This window comes from Bacillus sp. DNRA2 (assembly GCF_012843265.1).
In the GTDB taxonomy this organism is placed as follows: domain Bacteria; phylum Bacillota; class Bacilli; order Bacillales; family Cytobacillaceae; genus Bacillus_BU.
This window is the reverse complement of sequence record NZ_JABAIT010000007.1, coordinates 21413-44920: the sequence shown is the minus strand read 5'-3', so window position 1 is coordinate 44920 and position 23508 is coordinate 21413. Positions and strand designations below refer to the sequence as shown.

At 40.5% G+C, this 23508-nt stretch carries 18 protein-coding genes and 1 pseudogene; 3 read left to right on the top strand and 16 right to left on the bottom strand.

Features of this window, described 5'->3' with window-relative positions; all coding sequences use genetic code 11:
* Window positions 1-244 precede the first annotated feature (244 nt).
* Window positions 245-1747, top strand: coding sequence for a glucose-6-phosphate dehydrogenase (zwf, locus tag HHO41_RS07960; protein ID WP_169097258.1), 1503 nt, complete (start codon window positions 245-247; stop codon window positions 1745-1747).
* A 131-nt stretch (window positions 1748-1878) separates the two neighbouring features.
* Here zwf and gndA read toward each other — a convergent pair whose 3' ends face one another.
* From gndA to mce, 5 genes are all read right to left on the bottom strand, one after another.
* Window positions 1879-3291, bottom strand: a complete 1413-nt coding sequence (gene gndA / locus HHO41_RS07955) for an NADP-dependent phosphogluconate dehydrogenase (RefSeq protein ID WP_169097256.1) — start codon at window positions 3289-3291, stop codon at window positions 1879-1881.
* 131 nt (window positions 3292-3422) lie between these two features.
* On the bottom strand, window positions 3423-4700 hold the full coding sequence (locus tag HHO41_RS07950) for a DNA polymerase IV (protein WP_169097254.1): 1278 nt from the start codon (window positions 4698-4700) through the stop codon (window positions 3423-3425).
* Window positions 4701-4784: 84 nt separating this feature from the next.
* Complete coding sequence (locus HHO41_RS07945) at window positions 4785-5909, bottom strand: tripeptidase T (RefSeq protein WP_169097252.1); 1125 nt, start codon at window positions 5907-5909, stop codon at window positions 4785-4787.
* A 161-nt stretch (window positions 5910-6070) separates the two neighbouring features.
* The gene (locus HHO41_RS07940) at window positions 6071-7654 is read right to left on the bottom strand and encodes an acyl-CoA carboxylase subunit beta (protein ID WP_169097250.1); all 1584 of its coding nucleotides are present in this window, start codon (window positions 7652-7654) and stop codon (window positions 6071-6073) included.
* Window positions 7635-8033: a methylmalonyl-CoA epimerase gene (gene mce, locus HHO41_RS07935; protein WP_169097248.1), complete on the bottom strand. Its 399-nt coding sequence runs from the start codon at window positions 8031-8033 to the stop codon at window positions 7635-7637. The genes HHO41_RS07940 and mce overlap by 20 nt, the downstream gene beginning before the upstream one ends.
* A gap of 153 nt (window positions 8034-8186) precedes the next feature.
* Between mce and prli42 the strand changes: the two genes are divergently transcribed.
* Window positions 8187-8282, top strand: coding sequence for a stressosome-associated protein Prli42 (prli42, locus tag HHO41_RS07930; protein ID WP_169097246.1), 96 nt, complete (start codon window positions 8187-8189; stop codon window positions 8280-8282).
* A gap of 120 nt (window positions 8283-8402) precedes the next feature.
* Here prli42 and HHO41_RS07925 read toward each other — a convergent pair whose 3' ends face one another.
* The 5 genes from HHO41_RS07925 to HHO41_RS07905 form a co-directional block, all read right to left on the bottom strand.
* Window positions 8403-9401, bottom strand: coding sequence for an aromatic acid exporter family protein (locus tag HHO41_RS07925; protein ID WP_169097244.1), 999 nt, complete (start codon window positions 9399-9401; stop codon window positions 8403-8405).
* 113 nt (window positions 9402-9514) lie between these two features.
* Window positions 9515-9952 carry a BrxA/BrxB family bacilliredoxin gene (locus HHO41_RS07920; RefSeq protein ID WP_169097242.1) on the bottom strand — a complete coding sequence of 146 codons (438 nt, stop codon included), beginning with the start codon at window positions 9950-9952 and terminating at the stop codon, window positions 9515-9517.
* A gap of 123 nt (window positions 9953-10075) precedes the next feature.
* The gene (meaB, locus tag HHO41_RS07915) at window positions 10076-11155 is read right to left on the bottom strand and encodes a methylmalonyl Co-A mutase-associated GTPase MeaB (protein ID WP_169097240.1); all 1080 of its coding nucleotides are present in this window, start codon (window positions 11153-11155) and stop codon (window positions 10076-10078) included.
* Window positions 11155-13344 carry a methylmalonyl-CoA mutase gene (scpA, locus tag HHO41_RS07910; protein ID WP_169097238.1) on the bottom strand — a complete coding sequence of 730 codons (2190 nt, stop codon included), beginning with the start codon at window positions 13342-13344 and terminating at the stop codon, window positions 11155-11157. The genes meaB and scpA overlap by 1 nt, the downstream gene beginning before the upstream one ends.
* A 1-nt stretch (window position 13345) precedes the next feature.
* A complete protein-coding gene (locus tag HHO41_RS07905) occupies window positions 13346-15166 on the bottom strand; it encodes a methylmalonyl-CoA mutase subunit beta (protein ID WP_248278401.1) in 1821 nt (606 codons plus the stop codon).
* A gap of 353 nt (window positions 15167-15519) precedes the next feature.
* Here HHO41_RS07905 and HHO41_RS07900 point away from each other — a divergent pair, with 353 nt between their 5' ends.
* The gene (locus HHO41_RS07900) at window positions 15520-15672 is read left to right on the top strand and encodes a YpzG family protein (protein WP_169097234.1); all 153 of its coding nucleotides are present in this window, start codon (window positions 15520-15522) and stop codon (window positions 15670-15672) included.
* A gap of 121 nt (window positions 15673-15793) precedes the next feature.
* Here HHO41_RS07900 and HHO41_RS07895 read toward each other — a convergent pair whose 3' ends face one another.
* The 6 genes and pseudogenes from HHO41_RS07895 to HHO41_RS07870 form a co-directional block, all read right to left on the bottom strand.
* Window positions 15794-17089, bottom strand: coding sequence for a dihydrolipoamide acetyltransferase family protein (locus HHO41_RS07895; protein ID WP_169097232.1), 1296 nt, complete (start codon window positions 17087-17089; stop codon window positions 15794-15796).
* A gap of 200 nt (window positions 17090-17289) precedes the next feature.
* Entirely contained in the window at window positions 17290-18273 is a 984-nt protein-coding gene (locus HHO41_RS07890) for an alpha-ketoacid dehydrogenase subunit beta (protein ID WP_169097230.1), read from the bottom strand.
* 12 nt (window positions 18274-18285) lie between these two features.
* On the bottom strand, window positions 18286-19281 hold the full coding sequence (locus tag HHO41_RS07885) for a thiamine pyrophosphate-dependent dehydrogenase E1 component subunit alpha (RefSeq protein WP_169097228.1): 996 nt from the start codon (window positions 19279-19281) through the stop codon (window positions 18286-18288).
* A gap of 21 nt (window positions 19282-19302) precedes the next feature.
* Window positions 19303-20724, bottom strand: coding sequence for a dihydrolipoyl dehydrogenase (gene lpdA, locus HHO41_RS07880; RefSeq protein WP_169097226.1), 1422 nt, complete (start codon window positions 20722-20724; stop codon window positions 19303-19305).
* A 12-nt stretch (window positions 20725-20736) separates the two neighbouring features.
* Window positions 20737-21849, bottom strand: coding sequence for a butyrate kinase (buk, locus tag HHO41_RS07875; RefSeq protein WP_169097224.1), 1113 nt, complete (start codon window positions 21847-21849; stop codon window positions 20737-20739).
* A gap of 147 nt (window positions 21850-21996) precedes the next feature.
* Window positions 21997-23355: pseudogene (locus HHO41_RS07870) on the bottom strand (sigma-54 interaction domain-containing protein); the annotation flags it as partial.
* Between the last annotated feature and the right edge of the window lie 153 nt (window positions 23356-23508).

Here is a 23508-nt window from a genome sequence, read left to right as displayed (position 1 = left end):
GTTAGGGTTGGATGCCATTTATCATAACATGTACTATACCACAACTTATCACAGTGAGCCTAAGTCTGAATGGTCCTTTATGAAAATTTTAGGATAGTGCCTGATGTTTGGAAGAAAACTATGATAAATTATGGCTAATATTTGCTAAATAAAAGACTTCACGTTACAATTTAATATTTGTAAAGCACCTATTTTTATTGATCTACATATTCTTGAGAATTTTAATAAAGTGAGGTACAGCATTGTGAATCAAAGTGAAAAACCAACCGCATTAATCATGATATTTGGAGCAACTGGTGATCTGGCGAACCGTAAGCTCTTTCCTTCCCTATATCAGCTCTATCAAAAAGGCAATTTAGATCGTTTTGCTGTAATTGGGGTGGCACGTAGGTCGATTACCAATGAGCAATTCCAACAAAACGTAAGGGATTCAGTGCTATCCACTAACCAAAACAGCACAAATTTGGACGATTTTGTTTCGCGATTTGTTTATCACTCACATGATGTGACCGATTCAAACTCGTACGCGACACTGAATCAAATAGCTGCGGATCTCGATCAACGTTACCAGTTAGAAGGAAATCGCATTTTCTATTTAGCAATGGCGCCTGAATTTTTTGGGACAATTGCCGAGCATTTAAAAAAGGACGGATTAACAGATGTGAATGGCTTTAAGCGCCTTGTTATCGAGAAGCCATTCGGACGTGATTTAGAATCGGCAAAAAAATTAAATAAGCAAATTCGGACGGCTTTTTCAGAAAGTGAAATTTACCGGATTGACCACTATTTAGGTAAGGAAATGGTGCAAAACATTGAAGTCATTCGTTTTGCTAATGCGATGTTTGAGCCACTTTGGAATAATCGCTATATTTCCAACATCCAAATTACCTCTAGCGAAACGCTTGGTGTTGAAGAGCGCGGCCGTTATTATGAAACAAGCGGGGCGCTAAGGGATATGGTGCAAAATCACATGCTGCAAATGGTGGCACTTTTAGCGATGGAACCACCGATCCGCTTGACAACTGATGAAATTCGCTCGGAGAAAGTACGTGCCCTCCGTTCCCTTCGTCAAATCAGCGGAGATGACGTGAATCAGTATTTTGTTCGTGGACAATATGGAGAAGGATCCATTAACGGCGAAAAGCTTGCTGCATACCGAAATGAGGATATGGTAAATCCTGCCTCAAATACAGAAACCTTTGTAGCCGGCAAACTCATGATCGACAACTTCCGTTGGGCAGGTGTACCCTTCTATATTCGTACTGGTAAAAGAATGCTCACTAAGCAAACGAAAATTGTCGTTCAATTCAAGGATATCCCGATGAATTTGTATTACCAAACCGAACAAGAGTTGCGGCCAAATTTGCTCGTCATACACATTCAGCCTGAGGAAGGAATCACCCTGCATTTAAACGCTAAGAAAAGCGGCCAGAGTCTCGATGCAACTCCGATAAAGCTTAGCTATGCCAATCGCGGGATTGACGGAATTAACACCCCTGAGGCCTACGAGAAGCTCTTATTTGACTGTATGCGTGGTGATGCGACTAATTTCACGCATTGGGATGAAGTGGCTCTTTCTTGGAGCTTTGTCGATAATATTTCTAGGGTATGGGAAAATACGCCTGAGACAAGCTTTCCAAATTACGAGTCAAATACAATGGGACCAAAAGCAGCCTCCGACCTTTTGGAACAAGATGGCTCCCACTGGTGGCCAGTAACATTGTTAGATGTTGAAACATGCAAATAAGAAAAGCCTGAATTCAAAAATCCCGCATCCAAATTTGAAGATGCGGGTTTCTTTTTTCTCAAAAATGCAGCATATAAATTCAAAAGAAAAGACGACTCCACCAAATGAAGTCGTCCTTCCCGAAAACATGATTATTTTTCCATCCACTCTGTGTGGAAGATACCGTCTTTATCAATTCGTTGGTACGTGTGGGCACCGAAATAATCGCGCTGTGCTTGCAGTAGATTCGCCGGCAATGTTTCTAAGCGGTAGCTGTCGTAATATGACAATGCTGCTGAGAAACAAGGCACTGGGATTCCGTTTTGCACGGATACACCGATAATTTCACGAAGCGAATCCTGATAACTTTCAACAATCTCTTTAAAATAAGGATCAAGCAAGAGATTCTTTAAGCCAGACTCACGGTCATAAGCATCCTTAATTTTTTGCAAAAATTGCGCCCGAATGATACAACCACCACGGAAAATCATCGCGATATCACCGTATTGCAGGTCCCAATTATATTCCTCTGAGGCAGCACGCATTTGCGCAAACCCTTGAGCGTAAGAACAAATTTTACTCATGTATAACGCTTTACGGACCGCTTCAATGAATGCTTGTTTATCGCCAGTAAATGGTTTCATAGCAGGACCTTTAAGCAGCTTGCTTGCAGCAACACGCTCATCCTTCATCGCCGAAATAAATCGTGCAAATACTGATTCCGTAATGATTGGGAGCGGCACACCTAAGTCAAGCGCACTTTGGCTCGTCCATTTACCTGTTCCTTTTTGTCCAGCTGTATCTAAAATTAAATCAACAAGCGGTTTACCAGTTTCTTCGTCCACTTTTGTGAAAATATCAGCTGTAATCTCAATTAAATAGCTATCAAGCTCGCCTTTGTTCCATTCAGAAAAGACTTCATGAAACTCGGCTGCACTTAAGCCTAACGTATGCTTCAGGAGGAAATAAGCCTCACAGATTAATTGCATATCTCCATATTCGATACCATTATGAACCATTTTCACATAATGACCAGCACCGTCTGGACCGATATAGGTTGTACAAGGTTCGCCATTCACCTTAGCAGAGATTGCTTCGAAAATTGGCGCGACAAGCTCATGCGCTTCTTTTTGACCACCAGGCATAATCGAAGGACCGCGTAACGCTCCCTCCTCTCCACCAGAAACGCCTGTTCCGATAAAGTGGATGCCTAGCTCGCTTAATTCTTTATTGCGGCGCTGTGTATCAACAAAGAAAGTGTTTCCGCCATCAATTACAATATCGCCTTTTTCAAGCAGTGGCTTTAATTGCTCAATCGTTGCATCTGTTGCTGCCCCTGCTTTAACCATTAACAAAATTTTACGAGGCTTTTCTAATGAATGGACAAATTCCTCAATTGTATATGTACCGACAATATTTTTACCTGTCGTTTCACTTAGCATTTCATCCGTTTTTTCACGGGAACGATTGAATACGGAAACAGTATACCCTCTGCTTTCGATATTCATTGCAAGATTTTTCCCCATTACGGCTAATCCGATTACGCCAATTTGTTGTAATGTCATGATTCTACGTCCCTTCTAGCACTATATTCCTTAAACAAAATCACTCTTACTACTTTAGCAAGATTCGCTTCCAGATTCAACTTTTACCTATACGCTATTATTTTGGCAAAAGCCCATGAAGAATAAACGGACTAATCCAATTCTTTTTTAGGCGGTTTCCTCAAGAAATCCTTGTTAAAGCTCGTATCCGTGCCAATCGGGGAAGTTGATGGTCTCCCCGGTGCTAAATCAGCTGCCTTTTCGATAATATGCTTCCCAAACTTTTGCCGTAGCGATTCCATCGTTTCATATAATGGCTCTTTTCTTGCGTCCTTTTCAAAAGAAAACAAGTCAAGCTGCTTCACGACTTCATCCTCTTCGCAAAGATCCGTGCCGGTAACGCCAAGTAACCTGACGGCCTCCCCATTCCAATTCTTTAAAAATAACTCTTTTGCAAAGCGATTAATCTCCTCAGGTGTTTGGATCGGGTTGGTCAATTTCCGACTGCGGGTGATTGTTTTACGGTCCTTATAACGGATGGTGACTCCAATTGTTTGTGCTAAAACTTTTTTCGTTTTTAAACGGCCAGATACTTTTGTAACTAACGCTTCAATCACTTTCAATAACTGATGCTGATTGGAAATATCCCGTGAAAGAGTCGTGGAATTGCCAATGCTTTTAACGTCGTATATTGAATCTGGATTAACCTGACGGCCATCGATGCCATTTGCCCGATTTTTCAGGCGCGGGCCGTTAATCCCTAACAGTGCTTTTAATTGAATTTCATTTGCCTTAGCTAAATCACCAATCGTTTTAATGCTTAATGGAGCCAGTTTTTCTGCAGTCTTTTTCCCGACACCATGCATTTCACTGACCTCCATCGGCCATAACACGGTTTCAACGTCCCGTTTTCGTAATACCGTAATCCCCAACGGTTTTCTCATGTCAGAGGCCATTTTCGCTAAAAATTTATTAGGGGCAATGCCGATACTACACGGTAAGTCATAATTCTTTAATAGCTCTGTTTGAATTTTCTCGGCAATCTGGATTGGCGAACCCATTTCATAACAGTCCGTAATATCCATATAGCCTTCGTCGATTGAAACTGGCTCAACTAATTCTGTATAGCTCCGCAATAATTCAAACATCTTCATTGATGCAGCTCGGTAGCGATCAAAATTCGGCTTTTTAACCAATAATTGCGGGCAAAGCTTTTTCGCTTCCCACAAAGGCATTGTCGTCCGAACACCAAATTTACGCGCTTCATAGCTGCAGGTAACAATAATTCCGCGCCGTTCTTCCGGATTTCCAGCTATGGCAAGTGGTTTTCCTTTTAGTGAAGGATCATGTGCCATTTCGACTGAGGCATAGAAACTATTCATATCGACATGGAGAATCACTCTGCCATTTTTCGGATACATTTCCTTCATCAAAACCACCTCCCACATGCTGATTTTTAGTTTAAGTATAACAAAGAAAAGAGAGCGAATCTCGCTCCCTCCACCTAGATAAATTTAATTACCTGATACTTCTTCGATAATGGCAACTGCCATTTCAGCCAATTTATACAGCTCTTCAACCGGCATCCGTTCACTTGTTGTATGGATATCCTCATAACCCACTGCCAAATTGACTGTCGGAATTCCGAACCCAGCAATGACATTTGCATCACTTCCGCCACCGCTATGTTGCAACTCGCAGCTTCGACCGATTTTTCCCGCAGCCTTACGAGCCACTTCAACAACGTGATCTCCTGCACCAAATTTAAAGCCAGGATACATCACATCAATCGTTACCTCAGCGCTTCCGCCCATTTCCCTCGCAGCACTTTCAAACGCTTCCTTCATAGATTGTGCTTGCTTTTCCATTTTTTCAGGAATTAACGAACGAGCCTCAGCTAAAATATCACATCGGTCAGCCACGATATTGGTTTGCTTTCCACCTTCAAAACGACCAATGTTTGCCGTTGTTTCCTCATCGATTCTGCCTAAAGACATTCTCGCAACCGCCTTGGCAGCAATGGTTATTGCCGAAATCCCTTTTTCCGGAGCAACACCTGCATGTGCAGTTTTACCGTGAATAATAGCTGTAATTTTCGCTTGAGTCGGTGCTGCGACAACAATATTACCTACCTTGCCATCGCTATCTAACGCATAGCCATATTTTGCTGTGATGAGTTTAGGATCTAATGCTTTGGCACCGTGGAGTCCTGACTCCTCACCAACTGTAATCACAAATTGAATTGTACCATGCGGAATGTTTTGTTCTTTTAAAACTCGAACAGTTTCCAGCATAACAGCAAGGCCAGCCTTATCATCAGCACCAAGAATTGTTGTACCATCAGTGACAACATAGCCGTCTTTAATGCTTGGCTTTACACCCTTACCAGGCACGACTGTATCCATATGAGAAGTAAAGTAGATGATATCTACTCCTTCCTTTGTTCCATTTAATGTACAAATTAGATTTCCAGCACCATGACCGGTGATGGAGGTGGTGTCGTCTTCAAATACGTCTAACCCTAATTGCGTAAACTTTTCTTTTAGGACTTTTGCAATTTCTGTTTCAAATCTTGTTTCCGAATCAATTTGGACGAGTTCTAAAAACTCATTTAATAAACGTTCTTGATTAATAACCATTTTGTTAACCTCCATACTGTAATAATCACTCTTAAGTATAACGCTAAGAGTTTTATTGTAGCAAATAAGAACAAATATGGATGTTTTTGCCCTCTTTTCTGAAAAATAAAAAAAACGCACAACAGAGCCGGAGCCCTTTTGCGCGTTTTTGATTAATAGATTTATAGAGGAATGTTACCGTGTTTTTTCTTCGGTCTCTTCTCTTCTTTGTTGCGAAGCATTTCAAGCGCTTGGATAAGCTTGATTCTTGTTTCGCGTGGATCGATAACATCATCAACCATACCGCGAGCAGCTGCAACATAAGGATTTGCAAATTTCACACGATATTCTTCGATTTTTGCTGCGCGAGTTGCTTCAGGATCTGGACTGTTAGCAATTTCTTTAGCAAAAATAATATTTGCCGCACCTTGAGATCCCATAACAGCGATTTCAGCGTTTGGCCATGCAAATACTAAGTCAGCACCGATTGATTTACTGTTCAATGCTACATATGCACCACCGTAAGCTTTTCTTGTGATAACTGTAAGCTTAGGAACAGTCGCTTCAGAGTATGCATAAAGGATTTTCGCACCGTGACGGATAATACCACCATGCTCTTGTTTAACCCCAGGGAAGAAGCCTGTAACATCCTCAAATGTGATGATTGGAACGTTGAAAGAATCACACAAGCGAATAAAACGAGCTGCTTTATCTGATGAATCAATATCAAGACCACCAGCCATGAATTTAGGTTGGTTACATACTAAACCAACAGGCTCACCTTTAATACGAGCAAATCCAACGACAACGTTTTTCGCGAAGTCTTTGTGTATTTCCATAAAAGATCCGGAATCTACAACCTGTTCTATAACAACATGTACGTCATAAGACTTCGTAGCCGTGATAGGAACAATCTCCGCTAAATCTGGACGATAATCGTCTTCTTCAGTTGCTTCTAAACGTGGAGGCATTTCATTACAGTTGTTTGGAAGATAGCTTAATACATCACGAACTGCTTGAAGAATTTCTACTTCTGTTTCAGCACGATAATGGCAGTTACCACTAATCGTACTATGTACTTTTGCACCGCCAAGATTTTCAGAAGAAATTTTTTCTCCAGTAACGGTTTCAATAACCTTAGGACCTGTGATAAACATTTGGCTTGTTTTTTCTACCATGAAGACGAAGTCAGTGATGGCAGGTGAATATACCGCTCCACCGGCACATGGTCCCATGATAACAGAGATTTGCGGAATAACCCCAGAGTAAATAGAGTTACGGTAGAAAATTTGACCATAACCGTCTAGAGAAACTACACCCTCTTGAATTCGGGCACCACCAGAATCATTTAAACCAACAAATGGCGCACCGTTTTTCGCAGCTAAGTCCATAACATTAGCTATTTTCTTAGCGTGCATTTCACCAAGTGCTCCACCAAAAACTGTAAAGTCTTGAGAGAATAAATAGATTGGACGGCCATTTATTTTACCGTAACCAGTTACAACACCATCACCAGGTCCTTTAACATTTTCTAAGCCAAAGTCGCTGCTGCGGTGTTCGATGAAAGCGTTTAATTCAACGAATGTACCTGGGTCAACTAATAGTTCAATTCTCTCACGAGCTGTTAATTTACCTTTTTCGTGTTGCTTTGCAATACGGTCGTCACCGCCGCCTAGTTCAATTTCACGTTTTAAATCATAAAGATCATAGATTTTTTCATACATATCTGGTTGTTGTACAACCTCTTTATTTTTCACAGAACTCATATAATACCCCTCCAGTTGATTTTGGATGCATAAATGCAACTTTAGTACCGTGTGCGCCTGGTCTTGGCTCATCATCGATCATGCGAATGCCTTTCTCCTTCATCTCCTCAATTCGCTCTTTTATTGAAGTTACCCCAAGAGCGACGTGATGGATTCCTTCACCCCGTTTTTCAATAAATTTAGCAATAGGACTGTCATCAGATGTCGGTTCAAGCAGTTCGAGTTTTGTCTCCCCTACATGTATAAACGCCACTTTAACTCTTTGGGTTGGTACTTCTTCAATACTTTCTAAATGCAAACCAAGAGTTTCTGTATAAAATGACAAGTGATCCTGTAAGGATTTAACAGCAATCCCAATGTGGTCGACTTTTTTCACCATTTTCCCCCACCATACCTTCTTCAGAATAATATAATAATATAAAATATTCTACTAATTTGTCAAAATTCCTTCATAAAAAATTCAGTTGTTGAAATTTGTTTTTTTTTATACAATAAAAGGGCTGACTTAGTGAATATTCGAGGAGGATTTTTTATGGGAAATAGGAAAACAAGAAAAGTGATTGTCATGCTCATGCTAGGCGCCATGCTTGTTTCGACCCTCCTATTAGGGGTTTCAAGATTTTTATAAATAAGAGCTGAACATACAAAAGAGGTTGACTTATCCTAAAGTCAACCTCTTTTTTAGCCCCTGATATGGTAAAAATCTTTATAATTGCCAAAAAAAAATTTTTTCTTTCTTCACAATTTTTTATTGAATATTAGCCATTTGCATCGATTTTTTATTTCCATTTTTGTTGTTTAATCCCTTAAACGTACTTTTTATGATTAAATATTGCTCCATTTCATTGACAAAATGTAATAATGCAGACCGTGCTTCAAATTCCGCTCGTGTTTTCGGCATGTCCATATTTTGGAATTCTTGTTTCATCGTCATTAATTTGTCAAGGTAAACATAAGCACTATTCCCAGGATTAATCCCTTGAGCGAGCTCTTCGATAAAATCAGCAATGATATCCCTTTGCATAACCATTGGCTGAATTGTTGTAATAATAGGTAAGACACGCTCAATAATTTCGAATTGTTTCTCCCTTATCCTAAAATAAAGATAGTAAATATCTTCCATTTTAACCAGTTGATTTTCGACTTCACGAAATGCTAAAATCTTTGCTTCTTCGATTAATTTTGCAACCTCAGTTATTTCTTTTCCATTCCAACCAAGTTCGTTTGTTCGTAAATATTGAGCAATTTCAAGAAAAATGACTCTGAATTTCTCCTCAATTTGTTCCTGGTAAACATCCAATTTTGGCTTTACACTCGGCATGTATAGGTTCATAACTAATGCTACACCAATTCCAATCGTGATGATCCCCAATTCATTTGTCACAACAGGTATGGTAAATTTTCCAGCTGAATAAATGTGCAGTAATATGACGGAGCTAGATACAATTCCATCCTGTGCTTTAAACAACACCGCGGTTGGTATAAAAAACAACAATAAAAGCCCGATTAAGAGTGGGTGATAGGCAATATGCTCGAAGAAAACAAAGGCGAATAACATCGCTAAAATGCACGCTAAGAATCGATCCCAGGATGCTCGCAACGATTTTTTTCTTGTCACTTGGATACATAAAATCGTCAGGATCCCAGCGGATACATAACTTTCTAACCCAAAACTTTGAGCTAGAATAATCGATAACGCTGTGCCCACTGCTGTTTTAATCGTTCGATAACCAATTTTAAATTTCATAAATACTCCCATTAATAATAATTGATAATTTTTTCTAATTTTATCAAAATTCTGGAATGAATGCATTTTTTAAGTAGCACTAAAAACGAAAAAAGATGGGAAATCCCACCTTTTTACAATTCATCACAATGTTTTTCAAATGCATTTTGCAGCTTCTGCACCACGTCCATTGGACCAAAGCCTTCAATGTCATGACGTTCAATCATTTCGCAAATCTTTCCATCCTTTAGTAATGCAAAAGAAGGTGATGAAGGCGGAAATCCTGTAAAGTAGCTGCGCGCTCTTTCAGTTGCCTCTTTATCTTGTCCGGCAAAAACTGTAACCAAATGGTTCGGTCGTTTATCATAATGAAGTGCATGTGCAGCTGCAGGACGGGCAATACCTCCGGCACAACCACATACTGAATTGACCATAACTAAAGTCGTTCCTTTTTGTGCTAATGCCTCATCGACCTCTTCTGCAGACTTAAGCTCCTGATAGCCCGCAGCTACGATTTCCTGACGTGCTTGACGTACTACATCATTCATAAAAAGATTAAAATCTATGCTCATTTTATCGCTCCTATTAAAAATGTTATTAACCATATGTATATGATAACAATACAATAACATTGTTTTCAACATTTAAGCTATTATCGGCAAAAAGGAGTGATTCCTACGGAACCACCCCCCTTGTTAACCAAGATATGCTTTAAAGAGACTCTCAACTGCATTTGTAACAGTGCGATCGCCTGTAATCACTTCATTTTCAAGTTTCGGTAATAAGAATTTCACATCTGGATGGTGGAAAAAGCTAGCTTGTAGCTGGTCAATAATCATCGAGTACATCCATTCCTTCGTTTGAACACGGCGTCTCGACTCAAACACACCAGATTGCTTCGTTTGATTTTCAAAATCATTAACGATTTTCCATACTCCATCAATTCCTTCATAATAAAGCGCCGAACAAGTCGTTACTTGGGTTGGCCAGCCCTTTGTAAAAGGCTGAAGGAAATGGACAATCCTGCGATATTCTTCCCGAGTTTTTTCAGCTAATGGTTTATTTTCCCCATCAGCTTTATTTACGACAATCGCATCAGCAAGCTCCATAATCCCCTTCTTCATTCCTTGTAGTTCATCACCAGCACCAGTTAAAACGACAAGCATGAAGAAGTCAACCATATTGCGGACAACAACTTCACTTTGACCTACCCCCACTGTTTCAATGAGGATGACATCAAAGCCAGCAGCTTCACAGATGAGCATGGTTTCTCGAGTTTTACGATGAACGCCACCAAGCTTACCTTCTGATGGAGACGGTCGGATAAACGCACGAGGATTATTAGCTAATTCTCCCATACGTGTTTTATCGCCTAAAATGCTTCCACCACTGATGCTAGAGCTTGGATCGACGGCTAACACCGCAACACGGTAGCCTTGTTCACACAAATACGTTCCAAATGCTTCAATAAAGGTACTTTTTCCTGCACCCGGAACACCAGTTATACCGATGCGGATAGACTTACCTGAATCAGGCAGGAGCTTTTGTAGAAGCTCCTGTCCTTTTTGAAAATGATGTTCGGCATTACTTTCAATCAAGGTGATTGCTCGTGCAAGCAAGCCTCGATCTCCGTTTTTTACCCCTTTAGCCAAATCATCGACACTAATGTCCTTATCTGACTTTTTTTTGAACCGCTTTTTTGGAACAAAGGTACCTGTTTGTACCTCGTCCAAAATTTTAGGCTCATGACTTTCCGGACTTTTATTTCCGTCCATTATTTTACCACTTCCTCGTAGCCCAAACGTTGGTAAATCTTTTCGATTACCTTTTGAGCTGCAACAGGAATTACAGTACCAGGACCAAAGATCGCAGCAGCACCGTGTTCATATAAATATTCATAATCCTGTGCCGGAATAACCCCGCCGATTACAACAAGAATGTCTTCACGACCAAGTTTTTTCAATTCATCAACAAGCGCTGGTAAAAGTGTTTTATGACCTGCAGCTAGTGAACTGAAACCAACAACATGTACGTCATTTTCAACCGCTTGACGGGCAGTTTCTTCTGGAGTTTGGAATAAAGGACCGATATCAACATCATAGCCTAAATCCGCAAAGGCAGTTGAAATAACCTTAGCCCCACGGTCATGCCCATCCTGACCTAGTTTAGCGACAAGAATACGTGGTCTTCTTCCTTCATTTTCAAGGAATTCTTCACACATTTGCTTAACAGTTGTAATTTCTTCTTCGTTAGAGAAGGCAGTGCTGTACACACCACTAATAGAGCGGATGACTGCTTTATGACGACCTGAAGCTACTTCAATCGCATCAGAGATTTCGCCTAGTGATGCACGAGCTCGAGCTGCTTTAACAGCAAGGTCTAATAAGTTACCTTCGCCAGTTTCAGCTGCACGTGTAATGGCTGCAAGTGCTTCTTGGACAACACTTTCATCACGAGTCGCTCTTAAATGAGTCAAACGCTCAATTTGAGCTTTACGAACTACTGTATTGTCTACTTCTAAAATATCGATATCTTCTTCTTGTTCTAAGCGATATTTGTTTACGCCAATAATAGTCTCAACACCTGAATCGATTTTTGCTTGTCTGCGCGCAGCCGCTTCTTCGATTCTCATTTTTGGAAGACCAGTTTCAATTGCTTTAGCCATACCGCCAAGATTTTCGATTTCTTCAATATGTGCCCAAGCGCGCTCAACTAATTGGTTAGTTAGCGATTCTACGTAGTAAGAACCACCCCAAGGGTCGATTACATTTGTAACACCCGCTTCTTCTTGTAGGAATAGCTGAGTATTACGAGCAATACGAGCCGAGAAGTCTGTTGGTAGGGCAATTGCTTCATCCAATGCATTTGTGTGAAGAGATTGAGTATGTCCCATTGTCGCTGCGTGAGCTTCAATTAGTGTACGTGTTACGTTATTGAATGGATCTTGCTCTGTTAAACTCCAACCAGAAGTTTGCGAGTGTGTACGTAAAGCAAGCGATTTTTCGTTTTCAGGCAAGAAAGTTTTAATCATTTTTGCCCAAATAATCCGAGCTGCACGCATTTTAGCAACTTCCATGAAATAGTTCATACCGATAGCCCAGAAGAATGAAAGGCGTGGTGCAAACTTATCAATAGGAATTCCCGCTTTTAAACCGGTTCTAACATACTCAAGACCATCAGCCAATGTATATGCTAATTCAATGTCAGCTGGTGCCCCTGCTTCTTGCATATGGTAACCAGAGATACTGATGCTATTGAATTTAGGCATGTACTTGGAAGTATATTCAAAAATATCAGCAATAATCTTCATTGACATTTCTGGCGGATAAATATATGTGTTTCGAACCATGTATTCTTTAAGGATATCGTTTTGGATAGTACCAGAAAGCTTTTCTTGGCTTACTCCTTGCTCTTCAGCAGTAACGATATAGAACGCCATAACTGGCAATACAGCACCATTCATGGTCATCGATACTGACATTTGATCTAGCGGAATACCAGCAAACAAAGTTTTCATATCTAAAATGGAATCAATCGCTACACCAGCTTTACCAACATCCCCTACTACACGCGGATGGTCGGAATCATAACCACGGTGTGTTGCTAAGTCGAATGCAACAGAAAGTCCTTTTTGACCCATTGCAAGGTTACGACGATAGAATGCATTACTTTCTTCTGCTGTAGAGAATCCAGCATATTGACGAACAGTCCAAGGACGATTTACATACATCGTTGGATATGGACCACGTGTATATGGTGCAATCCCCGGTTTATCATCAAGATGAGTCATACCTTCAAGATCATCTTTTGTATAAAGCGGTTTTACTTTGATATATTCGTTTGTTTCAAATAAAAGATCGTCGATTGATTTTGAAATTTCAGCTTCTGCCTTCGCTTGCCATTCCTGTTTCGTTGTTTCTTGATCTTTTAAAATGTCGACATTTTTAAAATCTGGTTTTGTCATATTATTCCACCTCCAATTCATCAAGCAGCTGTGCTAATGTTTGGTAGCAGTTGCTCTTCACAGTAATCACTTGTGAAATTCCAGCGTTTTGCCACTCTGCTTCATTTTCAGGAGCACCGGCAAGATAGAATGTTGCTGTTGGATATTGTGTTTTTAGCTTAGCAACAAGCTCTGGACCGAATTCATTGTATTGATCATTACTTCCACAAAGGCAGAAATGACTCAATTGTGTACCATCAACAAAAGCCGCAGCTGCCTCAAGGGAGTCGACTCCATCACTTTTAACTGTCTTTACTCCTCCTGGAGCAACAAAGCCTGTGATAAAATCAGCACGTGCCTTATGTTGTTTTAATTCGCCAAGGCATAACAAGCCAAGTTTAGCTTCATTTTTCAATTGTTCAGCACGACCTCGCAATGCTTCATAAGGTTGAGCAAGACGATTTTGCGGAATTGTTAGGAATGAACCATCTTGTTTAGCTGCACTGTTTTGTTCCACTTGTAGTGGCTCCTCAGCAAGGTTTGCATAAATGTTTGTTCCAATGATACTTTGCTTGCGAGTGAAAATGTCTTTTTGACGTTTTTCATTAACCGCTTTAATTTGCTCCTGCAGCCAATTTGAACGTAATGCTGAAACGACTCCACCCTTAGCATCAATGTCTAAGAATAATGCCCAAGCTTTTTCAGCAAGTTCATTTGTTAATGATTCAATGTACCAAGATCCACCTGCTGGATCGACGACATTTTTCAAATGTGCTTCTTCTTTTAAAACTAATTGAGTATTGCGGGCGATCCGGTCAGAGAACGCATTCGCTTTACCTTCAGGCTCGTTGAATGGGCTTACATGCAAGTACTGGATGCCACCGAGAATTGCTGCGAACGCCTCATTTCCTGCTCTTAAAAGGTTAACATATGGGTCATATTTTGTTTTTGTAAATTGAGATGTCTCCGCAGAAATTACTAATTTACGTAATTGTGGTGCGACCGCATATGCCTCTGTTAACTTACTCCACAGAAGTCTTGCTGCACGCAATTTTGCCATTTCCATAAAGAAATTTGAACCAATTGCAAATTTGAATACCATTTTATCTAAAATAGCATCGATACTAAGACCACGTTCAGATAATCTTTCAATATGTTCAACACCAGTTGCTAAACTTATTGCTAATTCCTGAACGGCATTTGCTCCACCATTATGATATGGCGTTGTATCAACAAGAATTGTTTTTAGATTTGGCAATTTATCAGCGCTATAGCTGATAGTTTTCACCCATTGATCATATGCTGTGTCAATATCTGAACCAGATTCTGCTGCAACAGCTACAGGGTCTAAACCAATAAATCCAGAAACTTCTTCTGTTTTGCCACTTTCTTCTGCCATTTGTTGCACTAAAGTTAAAAGATCAGCTTGATAGTGCTTTGCATTGACACTGAAAGGGTAAGCTGCAAATACATCAGCAATTATATTTGGGATTTCTAACAATACTTTTTCAGATAGTTCAAATGAAATAGCTGTTTGGCCCTTTTGAAACGAAGTAATCAATAATTCTTTCATTTCTTCAACGTTACCTGCTGGAATCGTTTGGGCAACCTTCCATTCATTTGTTGCGTACCCTAGCGGATTCATTCCGCGTCGATAATCTTCAAATCCTGGAATTTCTGAAACAACTTTGTTTTCTAAGTCTTCTTTTGTATAAAGCGGTTTTAACTTAATGTCTTCATATGTACTTCTAGATAGTGATTCGACAGACTTGCCTTTTAAGCTTTCTTCGGCTTTTTGTTTCCATTCATCGGTAGAAACCGGTGGAAATGCGATGCTTTTCATTTCATTCATACTCATAAGCCGGCTGTCACTAGGACAACCTCCCCTCCCTCCAAATTGCTAAACTAAATTTTATTAAAATTCTAATTATTCGGGCATCCCTTATTATTTTAGTATATCCTGTCGAAACTGGCAATGTGAGAAACTCAGAATCGGAAATTTTATTTTACTATTTGTCAAATATTGGGTGATGTTGTAGATATATCTTATATAGAAGAATTATGTTTAATCATCACATTATTGGAATTATTTTCCTATGAATATTTTTGTTGCTCGCAACGAATTCTAAAACTGATATTCTAAATTTGAATATCGACTCATCGTTTTTCAAGTAATCCTAACCACGAGGTGATAGTATGAGTTATAAAGATCGTTTAGATCCACACTCTGAGCTTTTTCACCATACTTGGACACGGCCAAAACATTTAAATTCGCAAGTGAACGGACAAACAAAGCGGACGTTGAATACCATTATTGCGAGAAGTAATGCGAAAGCCCACCATTGGTAGGATGCCCATTCTTGAAACGATTTTTGGGGAGGCTGGCTTTTCCATTGGAAAAGCCAGCTTTTATTGTTTGAGTAATACAGCAAAAATAAACCGTTGCGTACGGAGCGCAACGGTTTTATTTTTAATAAATAGATGTATTTTCTTTGGAAATGCCTTCGAGGATGGTTTTTAAGTGTTGGAGGAAACGACCGCACACCAAACCGTCGAGAATTCGATGATCGAGAGATAAGCATAAGTTAACCATATCGCGAATCGCAATCATATTGTCATTTACGACGACCGGTCGTTTGATAATCGATTCCACTTGTAAAATTGCAGCCTGTGGGTAGTTAATGATTCCCATCGACTGAACTGAACCAAAAGAGCCGGTATTATTAACGGTAAATGTTCCGCCACTCATATCAGCATTCGTTAATTTACCAGTGCGAGTTTTTACAGCATACTCCGATATTTCACGGGCGATTCCTTTGATTGATTTTTCATCAGCATGTTTAATGACTGGTACGAATAAGGCATTGTCTGTTGCCACGGCTATTGAAATATTGATGTCTTTTTTCTGGATGATTTTATCGCCAGCCCAAGTTGAATTAAGCTCGGGATAAGCCTTAAGTGCTTGAGCAACTGCCTTAACAAAAAAGGCGAAGAAGGTGAGGTTAAAGCCTTCTTTTTGTTTAAATTCAGCTTTCATAGCGTTTCGATAGCTTACCAAGTTTGTTACATCCACCTCGACCATCATCCAAGCATGCGGAATCTCCTGCATGCTGCGAACCATGTTGGAGGCAATCGCTTTTCGCAGACCATTAACTGGTAGTTCAACATCTGTGGTATTTGATATGGTCTGCGTTAGTGAACTTGGTTCAATTACTGTCTCTTGCTTTTGGTCGCTCTTTGGTGTAACCGCTGCTGTTGGAATTGTTCCTGCTTCAATCAGCTTCAACAAGTCCTTCCTGGTGATGCGACCCTCAGCACCGCTTCCCTTAACCAGACTTAAATCAATTCCATGCTCTTGAGATAACTTCAATACTGCAGGAGAATAGCGTATTTTTTCTGAAGAGTGTTGTCCTTTTACCGGCTCTGATGGAGCAGCTGCTAGTCGCGCCGCAATTGTTTTTGCTGTGGTTGCGACAGAGTCCGCCCCGCTTACACCACTTGTCTCAGGTTTTGACGGTACTGAACCCGCTACTTCAATCGTGCAGATAATTTCTCCAACAGATAATGTATCACCTTCATGGGCAATCAGCTCTTTGATTACCCCGGTGAAAGAGGAAGGTATTTCAGCATTTACTTTATCTGTCATCACTTCTGCCAAAGAATCATATTTTTTGACCTTATCCCCTACTCCTACCAACCATCGACCTATTGTTCCTTCAGTGACACTTTCACCGAGCTTAGGCATTTTAATTTGTTCAATTGTCAAGGACTCGCCCCTCCTTTTACTTGCTGTTTATTGACTTTACTTGCCTAAATTACGATTTATTTGCCGTTTTTCAGATTTATTTGCCAAAATCAGAATTTATTTGCCGTTTTTCAGTTTTTTTTGCCAAAATCAGAATTTATTTGCCATTTTTCAGATTTACTTGCCAAAATCAGAATTTATTTGCCAAAACACCAATCAAGCTAAAATTCAGCAAGCTCGCGCATCGCTTTTTCGACTTTTTCAGGGTTCACCATGAAAAATTTTTCCATAGTCGGCGCATATGGCATCGCAGGTACATCTGGACCAGCTAAGCGCTTAATTGGTGCATCTAAATCAAATAAGCAATGCTCAGCGATAATCGCCGCGACTTCGCTCATCACGCTTCCTTCCTTGTTATCCTCAGTAAGAAGCAATACTTTTCCAGTTTTTGAAGCTGCTTCAATAATTGCTTGTTGATCCAGCGGATAAACGGTGCGTAAGTCTAAAATATGCGTTGAAATTCCTTCGGTTGCTAAGCGTTCAGCAGCTTGCAAGGCAAAATGAACACATAAACCATAAGTAATGACGGTAATATCTTCACCTTCGCGCTTTACATCCGCTTTCCCGATTGGCAGTGTGTAGTCCTCCTCAGGCACTTCTCCTTTTATCATGCGATAAGCCCGTTTATGTTCGAAAAATAAAACTGGATCGTTATCGCGAATCGCTGCCTTAAGTAAACCTTTTACATCATAAGGTGTAGAGGGCATGACAATTTTCAGGCCTGGTTGGTTAGCAAATACTGCTTCAACTGATTGCGAATGGTAGAGTGCACCATGGATACCACCACCATAAGGAGCACGAATAACGATTGGACAATGCCAGTCATTGTTAGAACGATAGCGAATTTTTGCAGCTTCAGAAATAATTTGGTTTACGGCAGGCATGATAAAATCAGCAAATTGCATTTCGGCAATTGGTCGCATTCCATACATTGCTGCACCAATTCCCACACCAGCAATTGCTGACTCTGCCAAAGGAGTATCAATTACACGCGCTTCACCAAATTGCTCGTACAAGCCTTGGGTCGCTTTAAACACGCCACCCTTTAAGCCGACATCTTCGCCCAGGACAAACACCCTCGAGTCGCGCTCCATTTCTTCCCGAATGGCCATCGTAACTGCATCTATATAAGAAATAACCGCCATGTTTCTACCCCCTTACTCATTTTCGTATACATATTTCAGAGCAAGCTCTGGTTCTGCGTATGGTGCCAGTTCAGCATATTCAGTCGCTTCGTCAACGATATTTGCGATTTGATCAGTTATCTCAGTTTCAAGTTCATCATTAAGAATTCCTACTGCTGTTAAATAGGAACGAAACGTAATAATCGGATCCTTCGTCTTCGCCTCGGCTACTTCATCCTGAGCCCGATAAGCCCGATCATCATCATCGGAAGAATGTGGAGTTAATCGATAGGAGACAGTTTCAATTAATGTCGGGCCTTCACCGCGACGAGCTCGGTCTACAGCAGCTTTTACAATACGATACACTTCAAGCGGATCATTACCATCTACAGTAAAGCCTGGCATTCCGTAGCCAATGGCTCGGTCCGAAACCTTTTCACACCCTAATTGCTTTGAAATGGGAACAGAAATGGCGTATTTATTGTTTTCGCACATAAAAATTACTGGAAGTTTATGGACACCTGCAAAGTTAGCACCTTCATGGAAATCTCCCTGATTGGAGGAGCCTTCTCCAAACGTTACAAACGTAACAAGATCCTTCTTTTCCATTTTTCCAGCCAATGCCACACCGACTGCATGAGGAACTTGAGTTGTCACAGGGGATGATCCCGTTATAATTCTATTTTTCTTTTGGCCGAAATGTCCTGGCATTTGGCGACCACCAGAGTTAGGGTCTTCTGCTTTAGCAAACCCAGACAACATGATTTCGGTTGCGGTCATTCCAAAGGTTAATACCACGCCAAGATCACGATAATAAGGCAGGATATAATCTTTATTTTTATCCAAAGCAAAAGCAGCACCGACTTGGGCAGCCTCCTGACCTTGGCAAGATATAACAAATGGTATTTTCCCAGCCCGATTTAAGAGCCACATCCGCTCATCGATTCGTCGTGCCAACAGCATCGTCTTATAAATATCCAAGACCTCAGCATCTGATAATCCCAGTTCTTGATGGCGATTTTCAACCATTAAAATACCTCCCATTAATCATTAAGAATGTAGTGCTTTCCCATCAACCGCAAGCGCCGCTTCAAATATCGTTTCCGACAAGGTCGGATGCGGATGAATCGTTTTTGTAATTTCCCATGGTGTTGCATCTAAAACCATTGCCAGTCCAGCCTCTGAAATTAAATCAGTCACATGCGGTCCAATCATATGAACACCTAAAATATCATTCGTTTTTGAATCCGCAACAATTTTCACAAAACCATCGTATTCCCCAAAAACCAACGCTTTACCGACAGCTCGGAAGGAGAATTTGCCCGTCTTAATCTGATGCCCATTCTGCAAGCTTTGTGTTTCTGTTAAACCAATACTTGCCACTTCAGGCTTTCCATAAATACAACGTGGAACATGGTTGTAATTAAGTACTTCAGGTGAAAGTCCCGCAATATGCTCGACAGCAATAATGCCTTCATTTGCTGCGACGTGGGCCAGTTGCAAACCTCCGATAACATCACCAATCGCATAAATATGCGATTCATTTGTTTGATAATAAGCATTAGTTGCAACGCAACCATTCGCAATCTGGATGTCGGTATTTTCAAGACCGATTCCTTCAATATTTGCTTGTCTACCAACTGAAACCAACAGTTTTTCAGCCGAAAATGACTTGGTTTCTTGTTTGATTTCAGCCGAGATGCCAACTCCACTCCCTGTCTCTAAAGTTTCCGGGAGAACTTTAGCATTGGTAACAATTTTTACACCTTTTTTCTTCATGAGTCGTTGCATTTCCTTAGAGATTTCTGCATCCTCTGTAGGAAGAATTCTATCCGCATATTCCAGTACGGTTACCTGAACCCCGAAATCAGACAGCATTGACGCCCACTCAATCCCAATGACGCCACCACCAATAATAATCATCGATTGAGGGAGTGCTTCAAGTTGTAGGGCCTCATCAGAGGATAAAACAAAGTGGCCATCAATCACCAGTCCAGGTAATGTTCGTGGACGGGAGCCAGTTGCAATGAGCACATTTTTGGGAATAAGCATTTCATTATCAGTACCGTTATTCATTTCAACAGATATGGTCCCGGGTATTGGTGAAAATATCGAAGGACCTAATATACGCCCCAAGCCTTCATATACATCAATTTTTCCTTTCTTCATTAAATGCATAACACCCTTATATAATTGGTCGATAATAGACTCTTTTCGTGATTGCACTCTTGTAAAATCTAAACTGATTTCACTCGCAAAAACGCCAAAATCTTCACTATGTTTCATCGTTGCATAAACTTCAGCACTTCGTAATAATGCTTTACTTGGAATGCAACCTGAATGGAGACATGTTCCACCAAGCTTTGCTTTTTCAACGATCGCTGTTTTTAAACCCAACTGGGCCGCCCGAATTGCTGCAACATAGCCACCAGTCCCTCCACCCAATACAACCAAATCATATTCAACTGCCAAAACGCTTCCTCCTTACCGATTATAGTTCGGATTGATTGCTCCACCAGGGTATTCTCGTGCACTTTCTTCACCGCGCAAAACCCGTAACGCTCCGAGCGCAAGTGCTTGAAGCGCATCTTCACCCGGTACAACGAACACATCCGCTATCCAATGGATTCTTGTAATAATATCTGATATTAATCTTTCGGATTTAGCTAAATTACCTGTCAGTATAATACCATCGACTCTACCCGCTAACACCGTACTTGCAGCTCCGATTTCTTTGGCAATCTGATAGACCAATGCCGAAAAAATCAATAAAGCTTGTTCACTACCATTTTTAATCATTTTTTCAACTTTTAATTCATCATTTGTCCCTAAATATCCAACAAATCCACTTTGATTTAGGATTTTTTGATATGTGTCTTCGGCGCTTGCCTGACCTTTTGAGCATAACGTTATTAAATCACCCGGCGGGATTGTCCCCGCGCGTTCAGGACTAAATGGACCTTCACCATCTAAGCCGTTATTGACATCAATTACGCGTCCATGATGATGAACTCCTACCGAAATACCTTTACCCAAATGTGCAACGATTAAACTGACATCCTCGTAATTTCGTCCCAATCGGTTTGCAACTCGACGAGCGGCTGCCTTTTGGTTGAGAGCATGAAAAATACTTTTTCTTTCAATTAGCGGAAAACCCGAAATACGCGCAACAGAATCAAGCTCGTCTACGACCACTGGATCAATGATAAAAGCCGGAATATTTAATTTCGATGCAATCTCATGAGCAATGATCCCTCCTAAATTTGAGGGATGTTGACCATTAAAACCAATCGATAAATCCACAAGCATTGGCTCATTAACAAGATATGTTCCCCCGTTAATTGGTCTAAGCAACCCGCCACGCCCGCAAATAGCGTCGAGTTTAGAAATATTGATTCCCTCTTTGTCCAGTATTTCTAAAATTGCCTTCGTTCTAAAAGGGGATTGCGCTGTTAGGGAGGGGATTTTTTCGAACTCTTCAGGTTTGTGGTCAATTTTTGATTCAAATAGGGGGAATTCATTATCATATACACCAATTTTAGTTGAAGTATTGCTAGGATTTATGACAAGAATTCGAAAACAATCAACATGTTTCATTTTGTTCTCCTCACCATATTTGGTTTTGTTACCATCAACATTCATAATGCAAAATCCATGCCAACTTAAATTGATGAAGAAATTAGGCAAAAAAACAGAAATCGCCTGCAATATTTTGCATATGTATGAAAAATATTGCAGGCAATTTTATTCAAGGTGATATTTTGTTAATTTATAATATAGGTTTCGAACCGATACCTTCAGCAGTTTAGCAGCTTGGGTTTTATTCCCCTTACATTTTTCCAAAGTATCCATCAGGATTTGCTTTTCATAACGCTCAAGCATCGATGCCAATGGTTTGATTTCGAAAGAATCACTGCTCGGACTGATGCGATGATGTTGTAAAGCTTTGCCGTCAAGCTCAGGTAGGTGAAATGCTTCGATGATTGTCTCATTTTTTCCCATAAAGATAATGGCCCGACCAAGGATATTTTCAAGTTCTCTTACATTACCCGCCCAATCATAGTCGAGAAGGTGTTCAATTGCCCTGTCAGATAATCCTTCAATGTTTCGACCGTAATCCAGATTCATTTTTTGAATCAGAAATTCGCATAACGCTGGGATGTCTTCCTTTCTTTTTCGCAAAGGAGGAATTTGAATAGGCATTCGATTTAACCGATAATATAGGTCCTCACGGAAGCTCCCCTCAGAAATTCCTTTTTCCAAATTGACATTTGTGGCTGCAATAATTCGGACATTAATTGGGATTGGCTTTGTTCCGCCAACTCTAACAATTTCCCGCTCCTGTAAAACCCGTAATAACTTCGCCTGAGTGCTAAGCGTCAATTCGCCGATTTCATCTAAAAAAATACTTCCATTGTTAGCCTCTTCAAATAAGCCCTTTTTCCCTCCCCGTTTTGCCCCTGAAAACGCTCCTTCCTCATAGCCAAACAATTCACTCTCAAGCAGCGACTCAGAAATGGCAGCACAATTTACGCGAAGAAATTTATTAAATTTACGATCGCTTGCATTATGTATCGCATGGGCAAATAACTCCTTACCAGTACCGGATTCTCCTCTTAATAACACAGTAGCCGGTGTTTTTGCACCTAATTTTGCCTGCTCGATTGCAATATTCATTTCATCGGATCTGGCAACGATATCTTCAAAAGTGTATTTAGCTTCAAGTGTTCGAATAATTTGGCGAGCACGATTAAGCTCTTCTGTTAATTTACGAATTTCCGATACATCTTGAATCACGCCTACGCTTCCCTTTAGTATGCCATTGACAATAATCGGTGCAACATTAACGATGACCTCCCGTTTGTGGGGACCAACGCGCATTGATACTCCACGAACAGGCCGCCGGGTCTTGAGCACCTTTAAATGCATGCTTTCCCCTTCAGAGATATCAGCTGTTGCCGGCTGACCGATGACCTTATCTTCTTTTAGCCCAGTAATTCTCGTATAGGCCGGATTTATTAACAAACCAATACCGTGCTCGTCAACGACCGATATCGCTTCCTCACTACATTGTATAATGGCTTCGAGCATCGTTTGAATTTCAGATTGCAAAATGAATCAGCATCCTTCCTGAAATTTTTTTCAGAGTCTCACATATTCTTGCGCAAAATATTTCATGGTATATGTTTCATTATATATAATGCTGATGCCTTGACAAATATTCAATTTGAATTATGATTTTTGTAAAAGGCAAAC

Excerpts from the sequence above, each read along its gene's own strand:
- HHO41_RS07950 (WP_169097254.1), bottom strand. The coding sequence starts at position 4,700 with ATGAAGGAAATGTATCCGAAAAATGGCAGAGTGATTCTCCATGTCGAT.
- scpA (WP_169097238.1), bottom strand. The coding sequence starts at position 13,344 with ATGACAAAACCAGATTTTAAAAATGTCGACATTTTAAAAGATCAAGAA.
- HHO41_RS07905 (WP_248278401.1), bottom strand. The coding sequence starts at position 15,166 with ATGAAAAGCATCGCATTTCCACCGGTTTCTACCGATGAATGGAAACAA.
- HHO41_RS07925 (WP_169097244.1), bottom strand. The coding sequence starts at position 9,401 with ATGAAATTTAAAATTGGTTATCGAACGATTAAAACAGCAGTGGGCACA.
- HHO41_RS07920 (WP_169097242.1), bottom strand. The coding sequence starts at position 9,952 with ATGAGCATAGATTTTAATCTTTTTATGAATGATGTAGTACGTCAAGCA.
- buk (WP_169097224.1), bottom strand. The coding sequence starts at position 21,849 with ATGAAACATGTTGATTGTTTTCGAATTCTTGTCATAAATCCTAGCAAT.
- meaB (WP_169097240.1), bottom strand. The coding sequence starts at position 11,155 with ATGGACGGAAATAAAAGTCCGGAAAGTCATGAGCCTAAAATTTTGGAC.
- HHO41_RS07900 (WP_169097234.1), top strand. The coding sequence starts at position 15,520 with ATGAGTTATAAAGATCGTTTAGATCCACACTCTGAGCTTTTTCACCAT.
- prli42 (WP_169097246.1), top strand. The coding sequence starts at position 8,187 with ATGGGAAATAGGAAAACAAGAAAAGTGATTGTCATGCTCATGCTAGGC.
- gndA (WP_169097256.1), bottom strand. The coding sequence starts at position 3,291 with ATGACATTACAACAAATTGGCGTAATCGGATTAGCCGTAATGGGGAAA.
- mce (WP_169097248.1), bottom strand. The coding sequence starts at position 8,033 with ATGGTGAAAAAAGTCGACCACATTGGGATTGCTGTTAAATCCTTACAG.
- HHO41_RS07940 (WP_169097250.1), bottom strand. The coding sequence starts at position 7,654 with ATGAGTTCTGTGAAAAATAAAGAGGTTGTACAACAACCAGATATGTAT.
- HHO41_RS07890 (WP_169097230.1), bottom strand. The coding sequence starts at position 18,273 with ATGGCGGTTATTTCTTATATAGATGCAGTTACGATGGCCATTCGGGAA.
- HHO41_RS07945 (WP_169097252.1), bottom strand. The coding sequence starts at position 5,909 with ATGGTTATTAATCAAGAACGTTTATTAAATGAGTTTTTAGAACTCGTC.
- HHO41_RS07885 (WP_169097228.1), bottom strand. The coding sequence starts at position 19,281 with ATGGTTGAAAATCGCCATCAAGAACTGGGATTATCAGATGCTGAGGTC.